We start from the raw sequence: 21,279 nt of genomic DNA, 5'->3' as shown, positions 1-21,279 counted from the left end.
CTTCGAGATGAAATCTGGCGGACCCCGATGTCGCAAATATTGTCGGCACAAGGATACGAGAAGCAGTTTTTGGCAAACGCATGGAGCGTTCAACTTTGCGCTATTGACAAACAGAACGCGCACGAGCTTCGCGAAATTATTAAATTGAATGGATGGCCGCTTATTTCCACGCACGGGGCGCAAGCCGCGCATGACGCTTGGCTGGTCGCACAGCATTCAGACCTTGAGTTGCAGGAGGCCGTGCTGCGTACGATCAAACCCTTGCTCGCCATCAAGGAGGTAGCGCCTCGGCACTATGCGTATCTGGCGGATCGAGTGGCGCTGAAAAAAACAGGGAAGCAACGGTTCGGCACGCAAATGGAGTGCGCTCAGGGACGCTTGGTTCTCGCCCCGCTCGAAACTCCCTCCCTGCTTGCGCAGAGGCGGCGAGAGATCGGCCTTTCCAGCGCCTTGCATGAAAAATCAATGGACGAGGAAGCTCAATGCTAATCAGCGCGAGGTTCTAGAGGTGAGCTTGCATTCGCGGTTTGAGGATGATGAGTCTTCAAAGAACTACGCCCTAAAGTAATCTGATTCGTACTTATGGAGGGCAGCGAGACTTTAAATGCTACGAAACCCATTTCTCATCGCAATCGGCGTTCTGCTAATCGGGGCCGGCGGTTGGGCGATGCTAATCGGAGAAACAAGGGCTGTCGACCAGACGGAATCCCATTCTTTTGATGCTCAAATCGCGCCGATACTCCGAGAGATTAAGCAAACGGACGCCAACGTCGTGTTCCTGAACGAAGATCATAATGATCCATATACCCGCCTCATATCATCGTGTTTTATAAGGAGTCTCGACAGGGCGGACTTCTCGGTCTTGGCGGCTGAAACTTTTTCAACGCCAAACCCGGCGCTTCTCCAAGAGGATCCGACGCTTCCGCTTATGGGATTTTATACAACTTATCCGAATTTTGATCTATTAATTAAGGCGGCTAAAACATTAAACTGGCGCTTGTTGCCATATGAGACGCCTAAAGAATATCGTCATCCTGAGTTGTATTTAAAAAACTACGGACTTAGGCCTCAAATCAATAATCAAAGAGAATTTACGGCCGCACAAAATTTGTTATTGTATTTGGAGAATAACCCAGAACTCAAAATATTTGCCCATGTCGGACATGCTCACGTTTACAAAGGGCATGCCGAAGGTTCGGACGGGTATAAAATTGACAAAGCCTGGGTCGCTGAATTGGTGTCGCGCGACGAACGCGCGCGCGTTGTGAGCATCGACCAGATACCCATTAGAGGGCTGGTGGACAAGATGGCGGCTTGCTCTGTGTCAAGAACGGTTATGGACAACAAGAATATGAAGATCACTCATTGGGACGGCGATGATAAATCCAAATCGTGCTCAATGTATGTCGATTTTACGATTCGGCATAGTCAGCCCATCAATTCATGCGATTAGTCTTTTAAAAACTAGAACAAACCTTCGAATCATCAGCCATGCGAGTCTGAAAGGCGGTCTAAGTGTCTGACCACGACCTTTTTAGAAAAGAGGCGGTCGAAGCCAGGCAGCGCGTTGAAGGCGAAGTCATCTTAGCATCGCCGCCAGCCTCCTGGTCGGTTTTAGCTGTGCTTCTGTTCATCTGCGTAATGGGGTTGGGCCTATTAGCGTTTGGCCAGTACGCGCGTCAGGAAACTGTAAAGGGATGGGTGGTGCCCGAAATGGGAGTAGCGCGTGTCACTTCCCAGACGGGCGGCGTGATTAGCGAGGTATACGTCGAGGTTGGGGATTCTGTCCAAGCCGGACAGCCGGTCGCGAAAATTTCGCTGGACATCACATTGTTAGACGGTCAAGGGGCGGCGGAAACAGCGCTTGTGAGCCTCGACGAACAAATATTACAGCTCGAAAACTCGTTAGAGGGCGTTCGAGTAAGAAACAAGCTCGAGCAAGCGAATTTGCAACGCCGACAAGCCGCTCTCGCATCAGAGGCGACGCAGCTGGTGGAGCAAATCCGTTTGCAGGAAGAGCGTTTGGCGTTGGCGAAGCGTCAACTCGAAAGCGTGGAGGACTTGATTGATCAGGACGCCGCCTCCGTCAATGATCTGCAGCGACGTCAAGAGGCTGTCATTATTCAACAGCAGGCGCTCGCCGATTTTCGCCAGCGCAAAGTGGCTTTAGACAACGAGTTTGCCGCGGCGACCTCGGAATCGCAAGTTGCGCCGATCGCTTCAGAAATTGAGATCTCAAATATCAAACGGCAGCTCGCAGATCTCCGCCGGCAAAGGGCTGAGTCAGCGATGCGCGGGGAGTATCAACTCGTCGCTTCCCGTGACGGCCAGATCGCCAGCATCTTGCTCACGAGCGGATCGTCCATACGCGCCGGTCAAACCATCCTTACGGTCCTCCCCGGCGGCGGCAATTTGCAGGCTCAACTTTTTGCTCCAACCCGGGCAGCAGGATTTATCAAGCCCGGACAAGAAGTCGATCTTCTTTATGACGCCTTCCCCTATCAGCAATTCGGGGTTGGTGAAGGGGTGGTAAAATCCATATCGAGGACAATCCTTGATCCTGACGACCTGATTGAAGGGCCCCAGGTCAACGAACCGGTTTATCGCGTTATCGTGGATCTCGGTTCCGATAAAATCGAAGCGTTCGGAGAGACATTTCCGTTACAGCCCGGGATGGCCCTTCAGGGAAGGATAATTCTTGAGCGCCGTCCGCTCTGGTCATGGATCGTCGCCCCTCTGCGGCGGGAATAGGAAGCGACCGCATGATCAAGTTTGCCGGACTGAATCTGCCGCGCGCGCAAATACTCCCGATCGTGCAGCAAAGCGAGGAGGCGGAGTGCGGATTGGCTTGCCTAACCATGATCGCCGCGTTTCACGGGCATCATGTCGATCTCAATGGCCTCCGGCAGCAGTTCTCGATTTCCATGAGCGGGTCTACGCTCAGAGGTCTCATGAACGCGGCCGATGAATTGAATCTCAGCAGTCGCGCCATACGCGTTGAGCTTGATCAGCTGCATAAGGTCCAGTCGCCGGCTATCTTGCATTGGGACATGAACCACTTCGTGGTCCTTAAGCGCGTTCGCGGGCAATTTGTAGAGATCCATGACCCGGCTCGGGGTCACAGCAAGCTCTCGCTGAGTCAGGTGTCCAAACATTTCACCGGCGTCGCGTTGGAATTGGAGCCAACGGCGGAATTTGAGCCTCAAGAACTCCAAGCCAAGACACGCCTTACGCAATTATGGAGCGGAATCCGAGGTTGGAAGCGCGCCTTCACTCAGCTTTTGCTGATTTCATCCATTCTTCTCGGCGTCAGCCTCCTCACGCCGCTTTTTTTGCAGATTGTCATTGATGAATCGCTTCTGAAGTCAGACGCCTATCTGTTGGTGGTGATTTGCCTTGGATTCGCCGGCGTTTTTCTGATTGGCGCCGTTGCCGAGCTGTTGCGCGCTTGGGCGATTCTATATTTCGGGAACCTGCTCACCTATCAAATGGTCGGGAATATTTTCCGCCATCTGCTCAAGCTCCCGACCTCATATTTTGAAAAACGTCATATTGGCGACCTGGTGTCGAGAATGGGATCCACGCGGCCGATCCAAAGCGCGCTAACTCAAGGACTTGTCTCGGCTATTATTGATTTTGCGGTCGCCTGCGTCATGGCTTTGGCTATGCTGGCTTATGGAGGGGCGCTGCTCTTTATAGTGCTTGCGTTTACCGGCTGCTACACATTGGCAACGATGGCTCTTTATCCCCGGTTGCGGGCCCGGCAGGAAGAGCAAATTGTCAATCAGGCGCGCGAGCAAACTCATTTGATGGAGACAATTCGCGCCTCAAAGCTGGTGAAGCTTTCAGGGATGGAGTCCGAACGGGAGAGCGCTTGGCGGAATCTCTATGGCGACGCCATCACGGCCGCGGTTTCGGCCGGGAAGTACCAAGCCCTGATGGCGTTTTCCCGGACAGCTTTTATCGGCCTGCAGACCGTCGCTGTGGTTTTCATCGCTGGGCGGATGGTGCTGGCAGGCGACTTCACGATCGGCATGGTCTTCGCGTTCGTGGCTTATGCGCAAGGATTCTCCCAGCGGGTAGACACATTTGTGAACCAGCTCGTCCAGTTCCGCCTGCTCGACCTACATTTGAGCCGACTGTCGGATATCGTCGAGGCGAAGCGCGATCGGCGTTCCGCGTCCTCTGCGCTTGGCTCCGGTGAGTCTTACTCAAAGATTGAGTTTTCGGATGTCTTTTTCCGTTATGGCGATGGAGATCCGTGGATTCTCGAAGGCGCGAGCTTCGTAATTGAAGAGGGAGAATTTGTTGCGATCACGGGGTCGTCCGGAAGCGGAAAAACCACGCTTTTAAAGCTCTTGCTGGGTCTCTATCCGCCCACTGCCGGTAAGATAAGCTATGGCGGAATATCTCAAGCGACGCTTGATCGCGCGGCGTGGTTGAGGACGGCGGGCGTCGTTATGCAGGACGACACGCTGCTGTCTGGCACCATCGCCAACAATATTGCCATGTTCGATCCTCAAATCAACATGGAGCGCGTAAAGGAGGTGGCTCAAATCGCTTACGTTGATGCTGATATCATGCGCTTGCCTATGAATTATTTGAGCCTTGTGGGGGATATGGGAAGCACTCTTTCCGGGGGGCAAAGGCAGCGCATTCTACTTGCACGCGCGCTCTATCGTCGTCCCAGAGTGCTGCTTTTGGACGAAGGCACCGCTAACCTCGACCCGGAAACTGAACGCGCCATCGCTGATTCCATTGAAGCAATGCCGGTCACGCGTATAGTAATTGCGCACCGAGCGGAACTGATCAAACGGGCCTCGAGAATTTTGCATGTTGAAGAAGGCAAACTAATAGAGAGGCCGAGGGCCTAATCGGCTCTTCCTAAGCAGAAACAATTAAATCCGAAACATCAAATCTGAAATTAAAAAATCGATGCGAAATCGAGATTTAACCATCATATTTATCTGATAAAAGATTTATAAGATCCTAACCGCTGGAAGTAGTCATTTACCATATGAATCTTTGTGCCAAGCTATTACTTGAATTATAACAGAGGAACGAGGGAGGGAGCTGCGTCCAGGGTATGCTCCCCTAGACCGCTTTGGCATTCGCCTCTAGTGTGAGATCGAAGTTGTAGTGCAGAACGATAAGCTTCTGTCTGGCGCCATTGCAAATAATATTGCTATTTTTTGATCCTGATATAGATGTGGACCGCGTAAATGTGGTAGCCCAAATAGCGTGTTCATGATGATCTTATACACCAGCCTATGAATTATTTCAGCGTGGTCGGCGATATAGGTAAAACGCTTTCAGGAGGGCGATGTCAGAGAATTCTTCTTGCTCGAGCGTTGGTGTCGTAGCCGATCAGTGCTGTTCCAGGATGAGCGCAAGGCGAATCTTGATTGGTTAACCAAAAGCTAGATAGAAGATACTTTGTCTCAGATGAAAGTAACCTGCGTTATTATAACTCATGAGCCCGACTTAATAGAATACGTTGATTGTGTTTATGAAATGGATACCGGTAGATTGACCCGTTTGCAGGGCCCCATTTTAATAATCGACAACCAGCCGGATTGCATGCGAGGGAGTCATGAAGGGCTAAATTATTAATAAAAACGTATCTACCATGGGTTGTGGGCGGTAAAAATTTATGGTTGCATCAAGCGTCAACTAATGGAGGAGACAATCATGAAAATGCCTACACCTTTTTTGTTTAAGAAAGCTGAACCAGGCATACACCAGCTCAGGGAATTGGACGGCCCAACGCTTGATTTGATTGCCGGCGGTGATGGCGCCGCGGGAATTGGTGAGGGCTGCGATAATCCCAAGAACACCGTGACTATCGGACCAGACGGCAGTCAAGAATGGTGCACCACTGACGATTGTTAGTGGCTAACGCAGTAGTGGCGCGTCGGTTGTTTCGGCGCGCCGCTATATTAGGGAAAAATCATGCCTTTAGTTCTTCTCTTGCTTTTCTTGCTTCAATTGCCAGCTGAGCGTCTGATCTTGGAAATTGAAGATAGCGTGTCCCAAGAAATAGATAATTTAACAAAATTTGAATCAAAAGAAATAATTGAGCCAAATGCAAATTCCTGCGCGTCACCTGCGAATGTTTATTGGGCGTCTATTCACAATCAGTCATCGCTACGACTCTCTCAGGTTAAATTCAGGGGGCGACTTAGGGGTGAGTTAAAAACACAGCTCTCGGGACTGCAAGCGGATATTAATTCAGAAGACAAACTGGTCTTCGAATCTGGCCCGGCTGAAAAAGCGATTTCAAGCGAGTTTCTCGCCAGAGCTAATTTAGACCAGTTACTTTCATTTAATTTTCACTCTCTATCGAACGGAACTATTACAGAGCGTGCGATTGCGGCTCGGCTATATTGTAAGTTAATGGAAAACAATAGAGACTATTTATATGACTATGTGGCAAAGAACGGTTATCCAGTAACGGCGGATTTGGGTGAGAATGGAGCTGAGGCCGGGCGCTTGTTGGTTAAGCATTTTACCGATAAGGAAAGATTCTCTGAAATAAAAATAGCAGCAGATCGAGCGTATGCAGAAAGTAATCTCTCGGGCGTGGACTATGGCTCTTTCTTAGATTTTGCTCATCAAATGAAGCATGGTACGCAAATTTTAGGTACATATAGAACGTGTCGTGATGGCGGTCCAATATACTATCCGGCCTTAGAGAGCGAACAGGAGGCTGACAAATTGCGAGCTCAGCTTGGCTTTGGCCGGACCGCGGCCGAGGCTTTGCGGGCGTACGGCGCTAAATTTTGCGAAACATCTGAATAATTGCGCCATGAGCAGGACGCTTCTAGTTTATGGTTCAGTCCGTGACCCTCATATTAAAGCGGTGTGTGAGCGTCTAGTGGAGGAGGGGCTAAACGTTGCGCTATTCGACCCAGTTTCGGAATGTGCAGTTTGTTCATATACCAATAAAGATAATAAATTACAGTTCAGCCTTACTGCGCTTTCCTATAAAGACATGGTCATGCAGGAATTTACGGGTAAAGAAAATATATTAGTGTGGTGGAGGAATAAATACAATATAACATATTTTCCAACACCTGCTCATCAAGCAAAATATTATGCAGCTACAGAAAAGCGAGTGGCATTTGAGGGTTGGTTGTTGTTGAATAGCATACCGTGTTTTAACGACATACAGAAAACGGTATTTTCTACAAATAAAATGATTGAACTGTCTACAGCATTGAAGGTGGGTTTTAATGTTCCGGGATTTTGTATTGGTGGAAATAAAAACACCATACTATCTTTCATGAGGGGTGATGCCAATTATATTACAAAATCATTAAAAACAAATTTTGTCCCCCCCACCTTATCTAAGGGGAATGATTATAAATGGATATTAACCAATGAAATTAATTGTGCTGAAATAGAAGCGGCCTCGAGGGAAGAGGTCGCCCTGGCGCCAAGCATCATTCAAAGGAGAGTATATAAAGAATACGAAATTAGATATGTATCTTTTAAGGGCAAGGGGGCTGGCTTTAAGTTCAGTGGCCTAGGCAGTGCGGTTGATTGGCGGTTATCAAGCCAAGAGGCGGAGGTTATACGAGTAAATTTAACGGACGAAGATCAAGAAAAGATAGATCAATATCTCGGAGAAATGGGTTTGGACTATGGTGTTTTTGATTTTATAGTAGATGAAAACGAAGTATTATATTTTTTAGAATGCAATCCGGATGGTCAGTGGCTTGGATATGAGCGGAAACTGAATGATAGTCAGGTAATATCACTATTTGTTGACTACGTTAAAGATATACACAGTTAATGTCCGAGTAATTTTGATAACATGAGCCAACCAGCAGGGCTCTTATTCCGATCAGCTGATTTACCCTTCAGGCTGAAAATGCATGGCCCGGGTGCTGTCAGGCGAATGCGAACCGGTCTCCCTAGAGCCGGTATAGGCCGGCCTCAGGCCGCGCCAAGCCGACGCCACTCGGCAAGGGCGGCGGCACGGTGTTCCTTGAAGGCTGAGCGGCGGTTGATATGGCGGTCGTGATTGAAATGGTTGAAGACGGAAGAATGGACGGCGGCGAATTTCTGCAGACTTCGCATCCGCCGGAAACGCTGCATCGCCCGTTCCCGTCTTCGCAACGGCAGATGTGAATTCTCCGCCCGATTATTGAGCCAGCGCCCCGCTTCCTGACGGCCGTCCAGACCCAGCTCTCTCAGCGCCGCGCCATAGGATCTGAGCTTGTCGGTCACGATGGATCTCGGTTCCCCATACCGCTTCATCGCCTTGCGCAGGAATCGAAGCGCTGCCTCGCGATCCCGAGTCTTTGAGACATAAGCCTCCAGCACCTCGCCTTCGTGATCGACCGCCGGCCAGAGATAGTGCGTCTCGCCGCGGATTTTCACGAACATCTCGTCCAGGTGCCAGCGCCACTGTGGGTACGACAGCATTTGCTGGGCTCGCTTCCGCCTGATCTCGCCGGCGAACATCGGGCCGAACCGGTTCCACCAGCACCGCACCGTCTCGTGGCTGACATCGATGCCACGCTCGTGGAGCAGATCCTCCACGTTCCTCAGGGAAAGCGGAAACCGGACATAGAGCATCACCGCAAAGCGGATCACCTCGGGCGATGTCTTGAAATAGCGGAAGGGATTGGCCATCCGGAAACGCTACTGGCGCGAGGTTGGCCGCTCAAGCCGGTTTCCTCTGACAATGCCGATCGAGGCGCGGGGCGCGCCCGATTTCATCCGTTCCGACAACGGCCCGGAGTTCGTCGCCCGACGGGGGCGGGACTGGATCGAGGCAGCGGGGGCTCCTGCGCGGCTTTCATCGAACGCGGATCGCCCTGGGAGAACGGCTACGTCGAAAGCTTCAATGGACGACTGCGCGACGAGCTGCTGAATGGAGAAATCTTCTATTCCCTGAAAGAAGCGCAGCTCCTTATCGAGGCTTAGAGCCAGCATTATAACCGCGTCAGATCTCACTCAGCGCTCGGGTGCCGTCCGCCAGCGCCGGAATTGATTCTCTATGGAGCTGAAAAGCCACACCCACTAACATCACAACCGGACCACCCATTTGGGGCAGGCCAAGACGAGGGTCATGAATAAAATTTTTCTCCAACTCAATTTTTTCGCCGCATCAGTATTATTTTTTCTTTCTTTGTGCGGCTCAGCGGCGGCGGAAGAGGGCTGCGAGCAAGCAATACAGGTTCGCAATCAGACCGTACTAATGTTCCTGCAGGGAAATCCCCTTGCTGCTGTGGCGGCGTTAGAAAATCAAAACCTTCACCGATGTGATAGTGTGCGCGACTACGCAGCGCAGATGTACGCCGCCGTGGGCGACTATGCCGCCGCTTACGCCATTGGCGGTACATACAATATCGAGCATGAGGCCAGTTGTGTGGCCAGAATAGATTCGGATCACGCGCGCGATGGGGTGGAGGCGGTCGCAGCGGTTTCGACAGACGCCCGGATTGTCATCGTCAATGAGATCCATCACATCCCGGCGCATCGGGCTTACGCCCATATCCTGATTGGGCGGCTCTACGAACAGGGATATCGGTATCTCGCGATCGAGGACCTTACGCCCGCCGCGCCGGCAATAGAGGAAAGGGGTTGGTTAAAGAGGTCCGAAGGCGCTGAGATTACGGAACCTGTGTTTGCCGGCTTTGTCGAGCACGCGATACGGCTTGGGTACACGCTGATTCCCTACGAGTGGATGACAAATCAAACGCCTGGTACTGGCGACCCAATCAATGACCGCGAACGAATTCAGGCAGAAAATCTAGTAACGCGAACTTTCAAAAAGGACCCTGAAGCAAAGGTTGTCGTCTATGCGGGCCAAGGGCACGCCCGTGAGGATAGCGGCGCGCCGCCCCTGCCGCAGAAGTATATGGCGGGTTGGCTGCGCGATTTGTCAGGCTATGACCCGGTCACCGTGAGCCAGTCAGCCTGCCCGATTATTCAAAATGAATCTTTGCCATATTCCTTCTTGGAAGTAACCAACCCGGCTGAGTCAGCGCACAATGCGTTCGATTTCATCATTCGGACAAATGAACTCCCGCAAACGGATAACGGATTGCCCTCCTGGTTCACGGGGATCGGCAGATCGGCCCATTCTGTTCAGCCTTGGCTTGATGGAAATATGCGCGCCATGAAATCTGCGGATCTCTTGGTGGTTGAGGCGCGCCTGCCTAACCGCTCGGACGCTGCAGCGCCTTTTGATCGTGTTCTAGTTAGGGGTGGGTCCGCGGTCCGCCCCTTGGCGCTTAGCCCCGGCAAGTACGAAATCGTATTGCTGAATCCAGAATACGAAATTCTCGCGAAAACCATGATCGCCACCAAGAAATAAAGCTTTCCCAGTCGTAGGCCTTGCCCGATTGCCGGCTTTTGGCAATTTTGCGGGAGGAGCCGCGGCAGAGTGGGGCAAACCCTCCCCCGAGGCGGCTTAACTGGGCGCTCGAAGCCTGACCGACAGAGAGCGGCCACCGGCTCTATTCGCCGGACGATCAAGCCCCGCTGGGGTTTGTCATGCGAGGCCGTGATCTGGGCTTATCTGTCGCAGAAATTCGCGCCTTGCTGTCGCTGATGAACTCGAGCGAATTTACCTGTGGCGAAGTCTTGGACATGGCGAGCAGCCATCTGGCTTCGATCAAGACCAAGATCTGCGATCTCAGGAAGCTTAAGACGAGTCTGACGCGATTGGTCAGGGATTGCGAGGGCGGAGAGGCCAAAGATTGCCCGGTTATTGACGCTCTGGCAGGCGTTCGGTCGGCCTAGGCGGCGACGCTGCTATAACTTCCTAAGACCATATCTCTGCTGAAGCGCTTGATGCGCGCTTCGAAGGCGCGGATCGATCACGCCATACTCGTCCCTGACGATCTTCACGAGAGTCTCCGGGCTCATCCTGACCTCCTTGGCAAAGGTCTTGTAGGATAGCCCCCGCATCCGCATTTCGCGGCGGACATGTTCTCCCAGCGAGCGCGGCTGACGGAACGGGTCCCGCCCAAGAAAATCGATGAGCCGCGGCCAATGCTCGATCTGTGGTCCGCATACGCCTTTCTCCCAGTTTCCGACCGTCCAGATGTTCACGCCAAGCTGCTCCGCGACATCCTTCTGGCGCAATCCAAGCTGTCGTCGCCGCCGCCTAATCTGCTCTCCCAAAGAGGCGAGCTCGCTCAAGCACGGGAGCTTCCTTATTGTTTTTATTGACCAACTGAAATTTGGAAAGAAGGCAACGTGCGTATGCCGCTGCGGAAATGGGGGCGTTTCAGGTATCGCCTGCAAGCGCGGGCCGCGCTGCGCCACCGAATACCAGTCAAGCATTTCCGGCCCGATGACGGATCGCATCGAAATGCAGATCGATGTCCCGGCGGTCATTGCCGCCGACCTTGCCTTGCCGCCGCCCGCGTCGCCGCCGCCCGGTCCGCGCAACTGGCCCGCGGCGAAGGCGCGGAAGGCGGCCATACAAAGGCGGAGATCACGACGGCGATGGTCGAACAGGTCGCCGCCCCGGACGAGGCCGTCCGCGCGCTCCTGGCCAAAGCCGCCGAGAAGATGAAACTGCGCGCCCGCGCCTATCACCGCACCCTGCGCGTCGCCCGCACCATCGCCGATCTTGATGGCGCGGACTCGGTGCGCCGCGTCCACATCGCCGAAGCCCTCAGCCACCGCCGCAGCCCGCCGGAAAGCTATGGAGGGCCGACAAATGCCCGCAGCGCGGCGGCCCGATCCTGAATTTCAAGCAAATATGGGGGCTGAATTGATTGCATGACAGGCTTTAGACGCTCTGGACATGCACAACCGGTTTTCTAAACCTTCCCGAAAACCCTTTCAGGGAAAGCGCGGGCTTCTCGATTAGCCGCCAGGAGACGTAGGCGATGAGCGCGCTGATCGGTATCGCGGTCAGAGCCATATGGAGGGGCTGGTCGACGACGCTCCGCCACAGCAGAATCTGCATGACGGGCCAGTGCCAGATATACAGCCCGTATGAGATGTCATCGACCGAAGTGAGCCATTTAAGGTTCTTCCGGGGCGCCGCGCCCGCCAGGAAAATCCAGTATCCAAGGGCCACAGTGGCGATGATTTCGCTCTCGGCGCGACCGTCGATCACCAGCAGCGGGAGCGTTAGCAGCAAAGCCATGTCGAGCCGCAGAGGGATATGGTCGCGCCAGACATAGGCTGCGCAGCCTATCAGGAACGCCGTCATGAAACGGGTGAGCACCCAGATCGACTCGGGCAGGAACGCCGGCGTTCCCGTCCTTGTCAGCACGATGAACAGCGCTGCTGATGCGCCTGCGACAATCAGGATCGGCCCCTTACGAAACACAAGGCCGGTCGCAAACGCCGCCCCGGCGCCGATATAGGCGAGCGCCTCGTATCTCAAGGTCCAGAGCGTGCCGGCGAATTCGCCCTTATAGGGATTATCCGGGGCAAAGCCTGGCGGGCCGCCGCGCGTATCGACAAAGCTAAGAACATTGAGGGGATAGGCATAGGTGTCGGGGTCTGCCAATGCCGCCCGGACCGGCATGCCGGAGGCGAGCGGGCCAATGAGAAAGACGGCGCTCAGCGCGATAACGGCGAGCGCCGGCATGATCCGCAAAAATCTCGACCAGGCATATGAAAGGAGATCGCGGCGGTCATGCAGGCTTTTGGCGATAAAGAAGCCGCTCAGCACGAAAAAGCCGTTCACCGCCATATAGCTCAGGGTCAGGTCCCTGAAGGCAAACGGGTCGGGCGACTCCCGTCCGGAAAACACAATCCAGCAATGGGACAGCGCGACACACGCGGCCAGAAAAATCCGGATCGCCGTGAAATAATTGCTCCGCGACTGAACGCGCGCGCCAATCGTGTTCCCGTTCATGGCAGTTATTGCAGCAAGCCCTGTGCCATAGCCGGATCAGGCCGAACCGCTTCCAATCAGCCACCCGCTGACCCATCGATGAATGAAAAAACCCAGGATCAGAAGGACGAAGCCCGCCGCGTAACTGCTCCAGAATCCCCAGCCCGTGCGTCCGGTAAAAAAGAATGGCGCGAAAAACAGATACGACACCGGGACTGCGATCAGAATGCTGCGCGCGAACAAGATGCTGGTCTGCGAGTCGCGGTGTTCGAACCAGGAAAAGGCGAGCGCAAGCAAAGAGGCCAAAGGCAGTGCGACAACAAACCCGGCCAGTCCCGGTTTTTTCTCGGATAGCCAGGCCGCGGTCGCCACCACGACGCCAGCCACGACCGCTTTCAACAACCAGAGAAACATAGCCTCTCTCTCCTTTTATACCGCCGGCTATACGGTCACCGGCTCGGCCTCTTCAATCTGACGGCGAAGCTTCTGCGCGCCAAAGCGGTAATAGAGCGCCGGCACGACGACCATATTCAGCGCGGTTGATGTCAGCAGACCGAAAAGGATCACAATCGCCATTGGGGCCTGGATCTCGCTGCCCGGTTCGCCGGCGCTCAGCGCCAGCGGGATGAGGGCCAGACCGGCGGAGATCGCCGTCATCAGGATCGGAATCAGACGCTCGGTCGCGCCGCGCTCGACCGCTTTGCGGAAATCGCTCTCCTCGCCCGTTTCGATAAGGTGGCGGATATGAGCGATCATCATCACGCCGTTTCGCGTCGCGATGCCGAACAGCGTGATGAAGCCGATGATCGAGGCCACAGAAAGCACGCCGCCGGAGACGAACACGCCCACAACGCCGCCGATCAGCGCCAGCGGCAGGTTGAGCATCACTAACAAGGCGTCCGCCACCGATGAGAAGGCGGTATAGAGCAAAAGGAAGATGCCAACGATCACCAGCGCGCCCAGAACAGACAGTGAGCGAGATGCGCTGGACGCGCTCTGGAACTGGCCGCCATATTCGATGTGATAGCCGGATGGAACAGCGACGGAGGACGCTATTCCATCCTGAATGTCGTTCACCACGCTCAGAAGGTCGCGCCCGGCCACATTGGCCATGACCACCATCTTACGCTGCACGTTTTCCCGATTGATCATGTTCGGGCCCGCCTCTCGCTGCACGCGGGCGACGGCCGAAAGCGGGATTTCAGCGCCGCTATGCGTGGTCAGCAGGGTTTCGCCGACGCGTTCGGGCGTTTCTGCGGCGTTGTGCGGATAACGCACGACGAGGTCGAAGCTGGCCTGTCCTTCAAGTATCCGTGAAACTTCATGGCCGGCGAAGGCCGTTTCCGCGGCCTCGGCCACGTCTTGAATGGTCAGGCCGTAGCGGGCGATTGCCTCGCGGTCGAAATCCAGACTGATCAGCGGCACTTCCGCCTGCTGCTCGGCTGAAAGGTCGACCACGCCTTCAACGCCGCTCATCACGGATTGTACTTCCGCCCCCAACCGGCGGAGCGTGAACAGGTCCGGACCGAAAATTTTCACCGCGATATTGGCGCGCGTGCCCGAAAGCATGTGATCAATCCGGTGTGAGATGGGCTGGCCGATCACGATATTCATGCCCGGCACGGCGGTCAGCTCACTGCGCAGATCCTCAAGGAAAGCCGCCTTGCTGCGCTCGCGCATCTGCAGGGCCACGTCGATTTCCGAGGCGTTGACGCCCTGGGCGTGCTCGTCCAGTTCCGCGCGGCCCGTGCGCCTTGCCGTGGAAACGACCTCCGGCTGCTCCAGCAGGATACGCTCAACCATGCCGGCCAGCGCATCGGATTGTTCGAGCGAGGTGCCCGGCAGGGTGACGGCGCTGACTGTCAGGCTGCCTTCATTAAACTCGGGCAGGAAGGCGCGGCCGGCAAAGCTCAGCCAGATCAACGCGCCCGCCAGTAGCGCGACAGACACTGCGGTGATCGGTATCCAGGCGCTCACGGCGAACCGCACGACGGGCTCATAGCCGGATTTAAGCGCGTTCAGGACGCGCGGCTCCTCGCCCCGTTCAATCAGTTTGGATTTTGGCAGAAGCCAGGAACTGAGGGCGGGCGTGACCGTGATCGCCACCAGGAATGACACCGCCAGCGCGACAATATAGGCGAAGCCGAGCGGCGCCAGCAGTCTTCCTTCTACCCCGCTGAGAAAGAATAGCGGCAGGAAGACCAGCGTGATGATCAGGGTCGCGAAAACGATGGAGCCCTGGATTTCGCGCGTCGCGGCATAGACGACGGTCATCGCCGGCTCCTGCTCCTCGTGGGGTTTTGCGCGGTTCCCTCTCAGTCTCCGGACAATGTTCTCGACCACGATAATGGCGTCATCGACCAGCACGCCCAGCGCGATCGCCAGACCGCCCAGCGTCATCGTGTTGATCGTCGCCCCCATCGCCTTCATCGCCAGCAACGCGCCCACGACCGAGAGCGGAATCGCCAGTAGCGTGATGCCTGTCGCACGAGCGCTCCAAAGGAAGGCGAAGACGATGAGCACGACCAGGATCGCGCCATCGCGCAGCGCTTCCAGAAGGTTGTCGATGGACAGGGAAATGAAGTCGGCTTGGCGGAATATCCGTTTCTCGATGGTCATGCCGCCGGGCAGCGAAGCTTCCAATTCCTCAAGAACCCTATCCAAGCGCTCGGTCAGCTCCAGCGTATTGGCGCCGGGCTGTTTCTGGATGCCGAGAATGACCGCCGGTTCGCCGTTATGGGAGCCGGTGCCGCGCTTCAGCGCCGGACCGATATCGACCGTGGCGACATCGCGCACCAGAACCGGGCCGCCGTTATTGTCCGCGACCCGGGTAAGAGCGATATCCTCTACCGTCTCGGCGCGCCCTACGCCGCGGATCAGGAATTCCTGGCCGCCCTTGCTGACAAAGCCGGCCGAGGAATTCTCGTTCGTCTTCTCAACCGCTTCGACCACGTCTTCAATCGTTAAGCCATAGGCGGCCAGCCGGTCAGGCTGCAGGATGACCTGATACTGCTTGGTGTCCCCGCCGATGGGGATGACTTGGGATACGCCGGTGACCGCCAGAAGGCGCCGCCGCACCGTCCAGTCGGCCGCGGTCTTGATCTCCATCGTGGTGTGGTTGTCCGACTTCAGGGCGATGAACATGATCTCGCCCATGATCGAGGTGACCGGCGCCAGCACGGGCGGCTCGATATCAGGCGGCAGCGTGCTTCGCGCCAGTTGCAGCTTTTCCGAGACGATCTGACGCGCCTGGTAGATATCCGTGCCCCAGTCGAAATCGACCCAAACAATTGCGCTGCCCACCGTCGTGGAGGAGCGCACGCGCCTTACGCCGGAAGCGCCGTTCAGGGCGGTCTCGATCGGGAATGTGATGAGCTTCTCGACTTCTTCCGGCGCCATTCCGTGCGCTTCGGCGACCACCGTCACGGTGGGGGCGGTAAGGTCCGGAAAGACATCCACCGGCATGCGGGTGGTCTCGAAGACGCCCCATGCCAGCAGGGCGGCCGCGCCGAGCAGGACGAAGAGCCTGTTCTTTAGCGACCAAGAGACAATATTGCTGATCATTCGTTCGGTGCTCCTGGCGCCTTAGTGTGCGTGTCCGTGTCCGGCTTCCGCCGGACCCGAAGCGGCGAGCCGGACAAGGTATGCGCCCTCGCTCACGACGTACTCGCCGGGCTCGACCCCGGAGACGATCTGCACGAAACCGGAATCGGTGATGCCGGTCTGCACGGTGCGGCGTTCAAACGTCTCGCCGCCCAGCATCACATAGACAATGTCCTGGCCGGTCTCGTCGATTACCGCGCTGGCCGGAACAGCGGTCCCGGAGACCGTTTCGCCGGTCCAGATGCGCGGGTTCACATAGGAGCCCACGCGCAGGCCGCCCGGATTGGCGAATTCGAAAATAACCGGAATGGTGCGCTTGACCGGATCCACCGCGCCGCCCGCGGCAATCAATTCAGCCCGGTCAGGAGTCAGAACAATCGGCGCGGACCGGCTGTCCACGCTAAACCAGGCGCCGGATGGCTGGCCCAGTTCTGGCGCATAGATCTCGCTGACCGAAGCTTCCAGCCACAGCCGTTCGGTCGATACGATCTGGAAGATGGGAGCGCCTTCCTCGACATATTCTCCGGGTCCCGCATAGGCTCGCGCAATGACGCCCTTGATCGGCGCCGTCAGCGCTACGCCGCCGCCCGACGACCCGCCCTGTGCGGAATTCAGCCGCGTGCGCGCCGCGTTCAATCTGGATCGCGCGACATTGAGGCGCGCGCGGGCCTCCTCGACGCGGCTGGCCGGCACGACCCCCTCAGCCAGCAGCCCTTCAAGCCGGTTCAACTCGGAGGCGGCAAGCTGTTCCTCGACGCGCGCCGTCTCCGCCGCCGAGCGGAGCGTCTCGAGGTCTTCGCCCGATCCCAGACGCGGCGTAAGCCGGGCCAGGGTCTGCCCGGCCTCAACGGTCTGGCCAAGCCGCGGGAAGGCGCCGCTGGCGGGGGTCAATGTCCCCGCCGCACGGGCCTGTATCATAGCCTGGCCATCGCTGGTTCCCCGCAGCACGCCGGTCGCCGGGACGGACTCGCGCAGCACCCGTTCTTCAGCTTGCGCAAGATCGAACCGGACTTTCCATTGCTGCTCCATCAGGAAGGAAATTGCGCCTTCGGGTCCGGCTTCATGCGGCAGGGAATTCTGCGCGGCCGAAGGGTTGCGGAACACCCGATAAGTCCCGAGATCGTGAATCGCGGTCACGCTGGGCGTCTCGATTTCCAGCTGCACCTGACGCTCCGCAGCGTATCGCGGCGTTGCGACAGGCCGGAAAATCCCAGGCGTGCCCGAAGGGCCGGATGCGAAGGCCTCATCGGGCTGTCCGCCGCCTGTCAGCCGGACCGTCGCCCGGCCGCTATCGATCGGCGAAAAGCCGTCAAGATCGGTAAAATGCGCGGCGAAAGCCGACTCTTCGCCAATGGCGAGCGGCGGAAATTCGACAAAGAGCTGTGTTGAATCCGTAAAGTCGGTGACAGTGATTCCGCCGCCATGGCCGTGTTCCTCTCCGTTTGAGGCCGCCGCGTGTTCGTGGCCATCATCGGATTCAGGTTCAGTGGCTTCGTGGGCGTGCCCGTGACCGGAATTGGCGTCATTCTCTCCATGAGCATGGCCATGCCCGGCCTCTTCCCCCGGGACGTCCTCCGCTTCCCCGCCGTGCGGATGACCGTGACTCTCTTCGGACTCCGCCTCCGCGTCATGAGGGTGGCCGTGCTCGCCTGAGTCCGCCTCCTCGCCATGGCTGTGAGCCTCGCCATCCGCATGACTGTGCGGGGCTTCCTCCTGTCCACACGCGGACAGCAGGGCCATGGCCGATACAATGGCCGTGAGGGGGAGTCGGGTCATCAAATATACCTCGGATACAGAACGACGCTCTGGCGGTCGGCCTCTAGTGCGGATGGCCGTGATCGTCTTCGCTTTCTTCGTGCGCGTGATCGGCTTCTTCAGCGTGTTCGTGCGCTTCGCCCTCGGCGTGCGCCTCTTCATGAGAATCGGCGTGGGAATGATCTGCGCCTTCGCCATGGGGATGAGGCTCGGCGGCCGGCTCATTGCCGCAGGCTGCGACCAGAGCCAGCGCGAAAATGGAAAGCGTGGTTCTTAGAAGCGTCATTGAATGTCTCCTGTCAGTTTTTCGAAGTCCGTGCGCGCCTGCCGCGCCTCGTATTGAAGTTCGATGAGGCGTTGCTCCGCCTCGAACGCCCGGCGCAGGGCGTCGGTCAGCTCCAGCATGCTGATTTCTCCGCCCTCATAACCGAGGATGGCCATGCGCCGGAGCTCGCGCGCGGGCAGGACGGCGTCCTGCTCATAGGTTTGAGCGATGGAAATCAGGTTGTTAAGCCGTTGGGCCGCGCCATCGGCTTCCGCCATCAGGCGATCCATTTCCAGCCGGTATTCCGCCCGCGCCGCGGAGGCGCGGCCTGCGGCCTGGGCAATCTCGCCCTCGTTGCGGTCGAAGAGCGGCAGGGGAAGGCTGAACGACATGAGGACGCCGGTTTCGTCGCCCAGCGAATCCTCGATCCGCCGCGCGCCCAGACCGACCGTCACGTCAGGGATGACGGCGCGCTGCGCCGCCCTCTCCTCGGCTTGGGAGGCCTCGGCCTCCGCTTCCAGCGCTTGCAGGCGCGCACGGTCGCGCAGCGCCTCCAGGCGGACGACGTAATCCGCTTCAGCCTGCGGGGACAAATCCCCCTCCACGCGATCAAAATCCACACCGCCCACGAGCGCTTTCAATTTCTGCCGCGCGGATATCGCGCGGGCGCGCCATTCGGCCGCCGCGGCCGGCGCGCTGGCCGTTTCCTGTTCAATTCGGCGGCGTTCATAAAGCGATACGTCGCCCGCCTCCTCGCGCCGCACGACCATCGACTCAACCCTGGAAGCCTGATCGATCAAGTCCTGGACAGCGGCCTCGTGCCGTTGCGCGGCCAGCACTTCATAGAACGCCGAGCGGACATCGGCGGCGAGTTGCATCTGATAGGCGCGGCCGCCGAACCTGACCGCGTCCAGACGCCGGCGCGCCGCCTCTTTGCGCAGGCGGCGTTCGCCGGAAAAATCCACTTCCTGTTCCACCATCACAGCGGTTTCCGCGCCGTCGCCGCCGAACCCGTCCGCGCCTTCGCGATAGGCTTCCAGGACCGGATTGGCCCAGCGGCCGGCCGCAATGACGCCGCCTTTGGCCTCCTGCATACGGCCGCCGAGATAGTCCTCGACCGCGGGACGCGAGAGCGCCAGTTCAAGCGCTTCCGCCTCGGTCAGGACCTGCTGCGCGCCGGCGGCAGTGGAAACCAGAAGCGCCGCCGAGAGCGCGGCTCCGCCAAAAACCCGATTGAGGATCGGTTTTTTGAGGCGCAAGAAATGGAAGCGGAAAGGCATGAGCTAACCTGGGAGGTTGGAGAAAACGAATTCCACAGCGCTGTGAAGCGGCTCCGCCGCCAGCGCCAAAGCGATGGGTATTGCGAGCGCATACAGGCTCGAAGTTGCAAGGTCCACAGGCGAACGGGCCTTCGCGGCCCCCATTAGGGCCTCCACCCGCGCCGGCACCGAGCCGCCCGTGATCCCCATCTGGCAATGGCGTGTCTCTCCGCCCGCAGCATTCATGCGCTCGATGCGCAAAATGGTCGCCGCCACGCACAGGCGGTCGCCGATCCTGTGAGCGGCGGCTTCGTCGCACGCCCGTTCATGGGAAAGATGCAAATCTGCGAGAAGCTGGCGGCGAACGGAAGGGAAATGCGCGCGCGACAGGGCCGCGGCCATTGCGAAAGACAGGCTGTCATAACGGGCGGCGTGAGCATTCTCGTGATGCATGACGACCCTCAACTCATCCGTGCCGAGCCGCCGCTTCAGACCCTGCGAGATATAGATTTCCGGGCGCCAGAGACCGGCGGTCAGGGCGACCGGACGATCCGTCTCAAGGATTCTGCGGCCTCTCATGTCTTCCCTGCTGCAGGCGTGAAGGACCCGCTTCCGCTGTCGGCTGCGCGCGGCGAGGCCGGAAAATTCCAGCGCCACCAGAGCGCACAGCGCCACACCCAAAGCGACGAAGACGCCCGGCGCCAGCAAGTGCGTCTCGACCGGAGCATGGGGAAAACATGCGGTCGAAGAAGCCGGAACATGACAATGATCGCTGATCACCCCGCCCCGGAACGTCCACCAGAGGGACGCGGCCGTCATGCCCGGGAACGCGCCAATCGGGACCGCCGCCAGAACCATGAGAAAAATGCTCTGGAACGCTGGCGCGCTGCGCGAAACCATTTTTCTGAGGGATGGATAGAACAGTGCGGAGGCGACTGAGACGCAGAGCGCGGCAATCAGTCCCGTCAGCGCTGCGATACCGCTTTCGATAAGAAAATCAGTCATCGCCACGTTCCCCGAAGGCCGCCCGGCGGGCCGAGAGGGCCTGTTCAAGCCGCTCCAGCGTTTTTTCATCCGTACGGGAAGCCAGATCGACAAAAGCGGCGATCAGCGCCTCGTCATCCCCGGAAAGGTCTTCCATTACGCCGCCGATCATGCGCGACGCCAGTTCTGCGCGGCTCACACAGGGCTTGTAGCAATAGGCATGGCTGACCTTTTCCCGCCCAAGAAGGCTTTTGCGGAAAAGCCGCTCAAGCGCAGACTGGACGGTATTGAGCGAAATTCCGCGCGGCCGGCCCACCGCCTGATGCGCGCCTTTCACGTCGGATGACCCTTCCGTCCAAAGGAAATCCAGAAGCGCCAGTTCGAGTTTTCCGAGTTTGAGTTGAGCGCGCATGATTTCCATTTTCAGCCTGACGGGAAGGGAGACACTATATAAAACCGACTGTCAATCGGTTTTATATATGATCTTGAGATCACTATTTCCTGTCGCCCGCGTCGCCACGGCCCGTCAGACATAGAAGGACCGCGCCGACTCAAAAGGCGAGAAAATGAATGCGGAAATCACGACCGCT

20 protein-coding genes and 2 pseudogenes are annotated in these 21,279 nt (G+C 57.2%); 12 read left to right on the top strand and 10 right to left on the bottom strand.

Annotated elements, in window-relative coordinates; all coding sequences use genetic code 11:
- Positions 1 to 27 precede the first annotated feature (27 nt).
- From L338_RS02410 to L338_RS17250, 7 genes are all read left to right on the top strand, one after another.
- A complete protein-coding gene (locus L338_RS02410; RefSeq protein ID WP_022696766.1) occupies positions 28 to 489 on the top strand; it encodes a DUF6624 domain-containing protein in 462 nt (153 codons plus the stop codon).
- Positions 490 to 604: 115 nt separating this feature from the next.
- Positions 605 to 1,453 carry a hypothetical protein gene (locus L338_RS02405; protein WP_022696765.1) on the top strand — a complete coding sequence of 283 codons (849 nt, stop codon included), beginning with the start codon at positions 605 to 607 and terminating at the stop codon, positions 1,451 to 1,453.
- A 62-nt stretch (positions 1,454 to 1,515) separates the two neighbouring features.
- Complete coding sequence (locus tag L338_RS02400; RefSeq protein WP_022696764.1) at positions 1,516 to 2,751, top strand: HlyD family secretion protein; 1,236 nt, start codon at positions 1,516 to 1,518, stop codon at positions 2,749 to 2,751.
- Positions 2,752 to 2,762: 11 nt separating this feature from the next.
- Positions 2,763 to 4,874: a peptidase domain-containing ABC transporter gene (locus L338_RS02395; RefSeq protein ID WP_022696763.1), complete on the top strand. Its 2,112-nt coding sequence runs from the start codon at positions 2,763 to 2,765 to the stop codon at positions 4,872 to 4,874.
- An 817-nt stretch (positions 4,875 to 5,691) separates the two neighbouring features.
- On the top strand, positions 5,692 to 5,892 hold the full coding sequence (locus L338_RS17260; RefSeq protein ID WP_152485790.1) for a hypothetical protein: 201 nt from the start codon (positions 5,692 to 5,694) through the stop codon (positions 5,890 to 5,892).
- 60 nt (positions 5,893 to 5,952) lie between these two features.
- A complete protein-coding gene (locus tag L338_RS17255; protein ID WP_152485789.1) occupies positions 5,953 to 6,801 on the top strand; it encodes a hypothetical protein in 849 nt (282 codons plus the stop codon).
- Positions 6,802 to 6,808: 7 nt separating this feature from the next.
- Positions 6,809 to 7,798 (top strand): MvdC/MvdD family ATP grasp protein, encoded by a 990-nt coding sequence (locus tag L338_RS17250; protein ID WP_152485788.1) that lies wholly within the window; start codon positions 6,809 to 6,811, stop codon positions 7,796 to 7,798.
- A 143-nt stretch (positions 7,799 to 7,941) separates the two neighbouring features.
- Here the strand turns inward: L338_RS17250 and L338_RS02390 are convergent, their stop codons facing one another.
- Positions 7,942 to 8,643, bottom strand: a complete 702-nt coding sequence (locus L338_RS02390) for an IS6 family transposase (protein ID WP_022696762.1) — start codon at positions 8,641 to 8,643, stop codon at positions 7,942 to 7,944.
- Positions 8,644 to 8,710: 67 nt separating this feature from the next.
- On the opposite strand from L338_RS02390, the pseudogene L338_RS17245 reads away from it, so the two are divergent.
- The 3 genes and pseudogenes from L338_RS17245 to L338_RS18175 form a co-directional block, all read left to right on the top strand.
- Positions 8,711 to 9,090, top strand: a pseudogene (locus L338_RS17245) (integrase core domain-containing protein); the annotation flags it as partial.
- On the top strand, positions 9,083 to 10,333 hold the full coding sequence (locus tag L338_RS02380; RefSeq protein WP_022696760.1) for a hypothetical protein: 1,251 nt from the start codon (positions 9,083 to 9,085) through the stop codon (positions 10,331 to 10,333). The pseudogene L338_RS17245 and the gene L338_RS02380, both read left to right, overlap by 8 nt.
- Positions 10,334 to 10,512: 179 nt before the next feature.
- Positions 10,513 to 10,761, top strand: a complete 249-nt coding sequence (locus tag L338_RS18175) for a MerR family DNA-binding protein (protein WP_022696759.1) — start codon at positions 10,513 to 10,515, stop codon at positions 10,759 to 10,761.
- Positions 10,762 to 10,773: 12 nt separating this feature from the next.
- On the opposite strand, the gene L338_RS17505 is transcribed toward L338_RS18175, so the two are convergent.
- On the bottom strand, positions 10,774 to 11,145 hold the full coding sequence (locus L338_RS17505; protein ID WP_277813412.1) for a helix-turn-helix domain-containing protein: 372 nt from the start codon (positions 11,143 to 11,145) through the stop codon (positions 10,774 to 10,776).
- Here L338_RS17505 and L338_RS17870 point away from each other — a divergent pair.
- Positions 11,066 to 11,305, top strand: a pseudogene (locus L338_RS17870) (hypothetical protein); the annotation flags it as partial. The gene L338_RS17505 and the pseudogene L338_RS17870 overlap by 80 nt on opposite strands.
- Complete coding sequence (locus L338_RS16880) at positions 11,227 to 11,718, top strand: magnesium chelatase subunit ChlI family protein (RefSeq protein ID WP_241762224.1); 492 nt, start codon at positions 11,227 to 11,229, stop codon at positions 11,716 to 11,718. The pseudogene L338_RS17870 and the gene L338_RS16880, both read left to right, overlap by 79 nt.
- A gap of 43 nt (positions 11,719 to 11,761) precedes the next feature.
- On the opposite strand, the gene L338_RS16240 is transcribed toward L338_RS16880, so the two are convergent.
- Genes L338_RS16240 through L338_RS02325 form a run of 8 tightly spaced genes read right to left on the bottom strand, consistent with a single transcriptional unit; the run spans position 11,762 to position 21,101 of the window.
- A complete protein-coding gene (locus L338_RS16240) occupies positions 11,762 to 12,844 on the bottom strand; it encodes an acyltransferase family protein (RefSeq protein ID WP_022696756.1) in 1,083 nt (360 codons plus the stop codon).
- A 36-nt stretch (positions 12,845 to 12,880) separates the two neighbouring features.
- Positions 12,881 to 13,237: a hypothetical protein gene (locus L338_RS02355; protein ID WP_022696755.1), complete on the bottom strand. Its 357-nt coding sequence runs from the start codon at positions 13,235 to 13,237 to the stop codon at positions 12,881 to 12,883.
- A gap of 27 nt (positions 13,238 to 13,264) precedes the next feature.
- Positions 13,265 to 16,387: an efflux RND transporter permease subunit gene (locus tag L338_RS02350; protein WP_022696754.1), complete on the bottom strand. Its 3,123-nt coding sequence runs from the start codon at positions 16,385 to 16,387 to the stop codon at positions 13,265 to 13,267.
- 21 nt (positions 16,388 to 16,408) lie between these two features.
- Entirely contained in the window at positions 16,409 to 18,202 is a 1,794-nt protein-coding gene (locus tag L338_RS02345; RefSeq protein ID WP_152485787.1) for an efflux RND transporter periplasmic adaptor subunit, read from the bottom strand.
- 43 nt (positions 18,203 to 18,245) lie between these two features.
- On the bottom strand, positions 18,246 to 18,467 hold the full coding sequence (locus tag L338_RS02340; RefSeq protein WP_022696752.1) for a hypothetical protein: 222 nt from the start codon (positions 18,465 to 18,467) through the stop codon (positions 18,246 to 18,248).
- Complete coding sequence (locus tag L338_RS02335; RefSeq protein WP_022696751.1) at positions 18,464 to 19,726, bottom strand: TolC family protein; 1,263 nt, start codon at positions 19,724 to 19,726, stop codon at positions 18,464 to 18,466. Before L338_RS02335 ends, L338_RS02340 begins: the two co-directional genes overlap by 4 nt.
- Before the next feature lie 3 nt (positions 19,727 to 19,729).
- Positions 19,730 to 20,710, bottom strand: a complete 981-nt coding sequence (locus tag L338_RS16235; protein ID WP_022696750.1) for a M56 family metallopeptidase — start codon at positions 20,708 to 20,710, stop codon at positions 19,730 to 19,732.
- Positions 20,703 to 21,101: a BlaI/MecI/CopY family transcriptional regulator gene (locus L338_RS02325; protein WP_206740773.1), complete on the bottom strand. Its 399-nt coding sequence runs from the start codon at positions 21,099 to 21,101 to the stop codon at positions 20,703 to 20,705. Before L338_RS02325 ends, L338_RS16235 begins: the two co-directional genes overlap by 8 nt.
- Between the last annotated feature and the right edge of the window lie 178 nt (positions 21,102 to 21,279).

Origin of the sequence: Euryhalocaulis caribicus, from assembly GCF_000412185.1 — a bacterium.
Classification (GTDB): domain Bacteria; phylum Pseudomonadota; class Alphaproteobacteria; order Caulobacterales; family Maricaulaceae; genus Euryhalocaulis; species Euryhalocaulis caribicus.
This window is presented reverse-complemented; position numbering and strand designations above follow the sequence as displayed.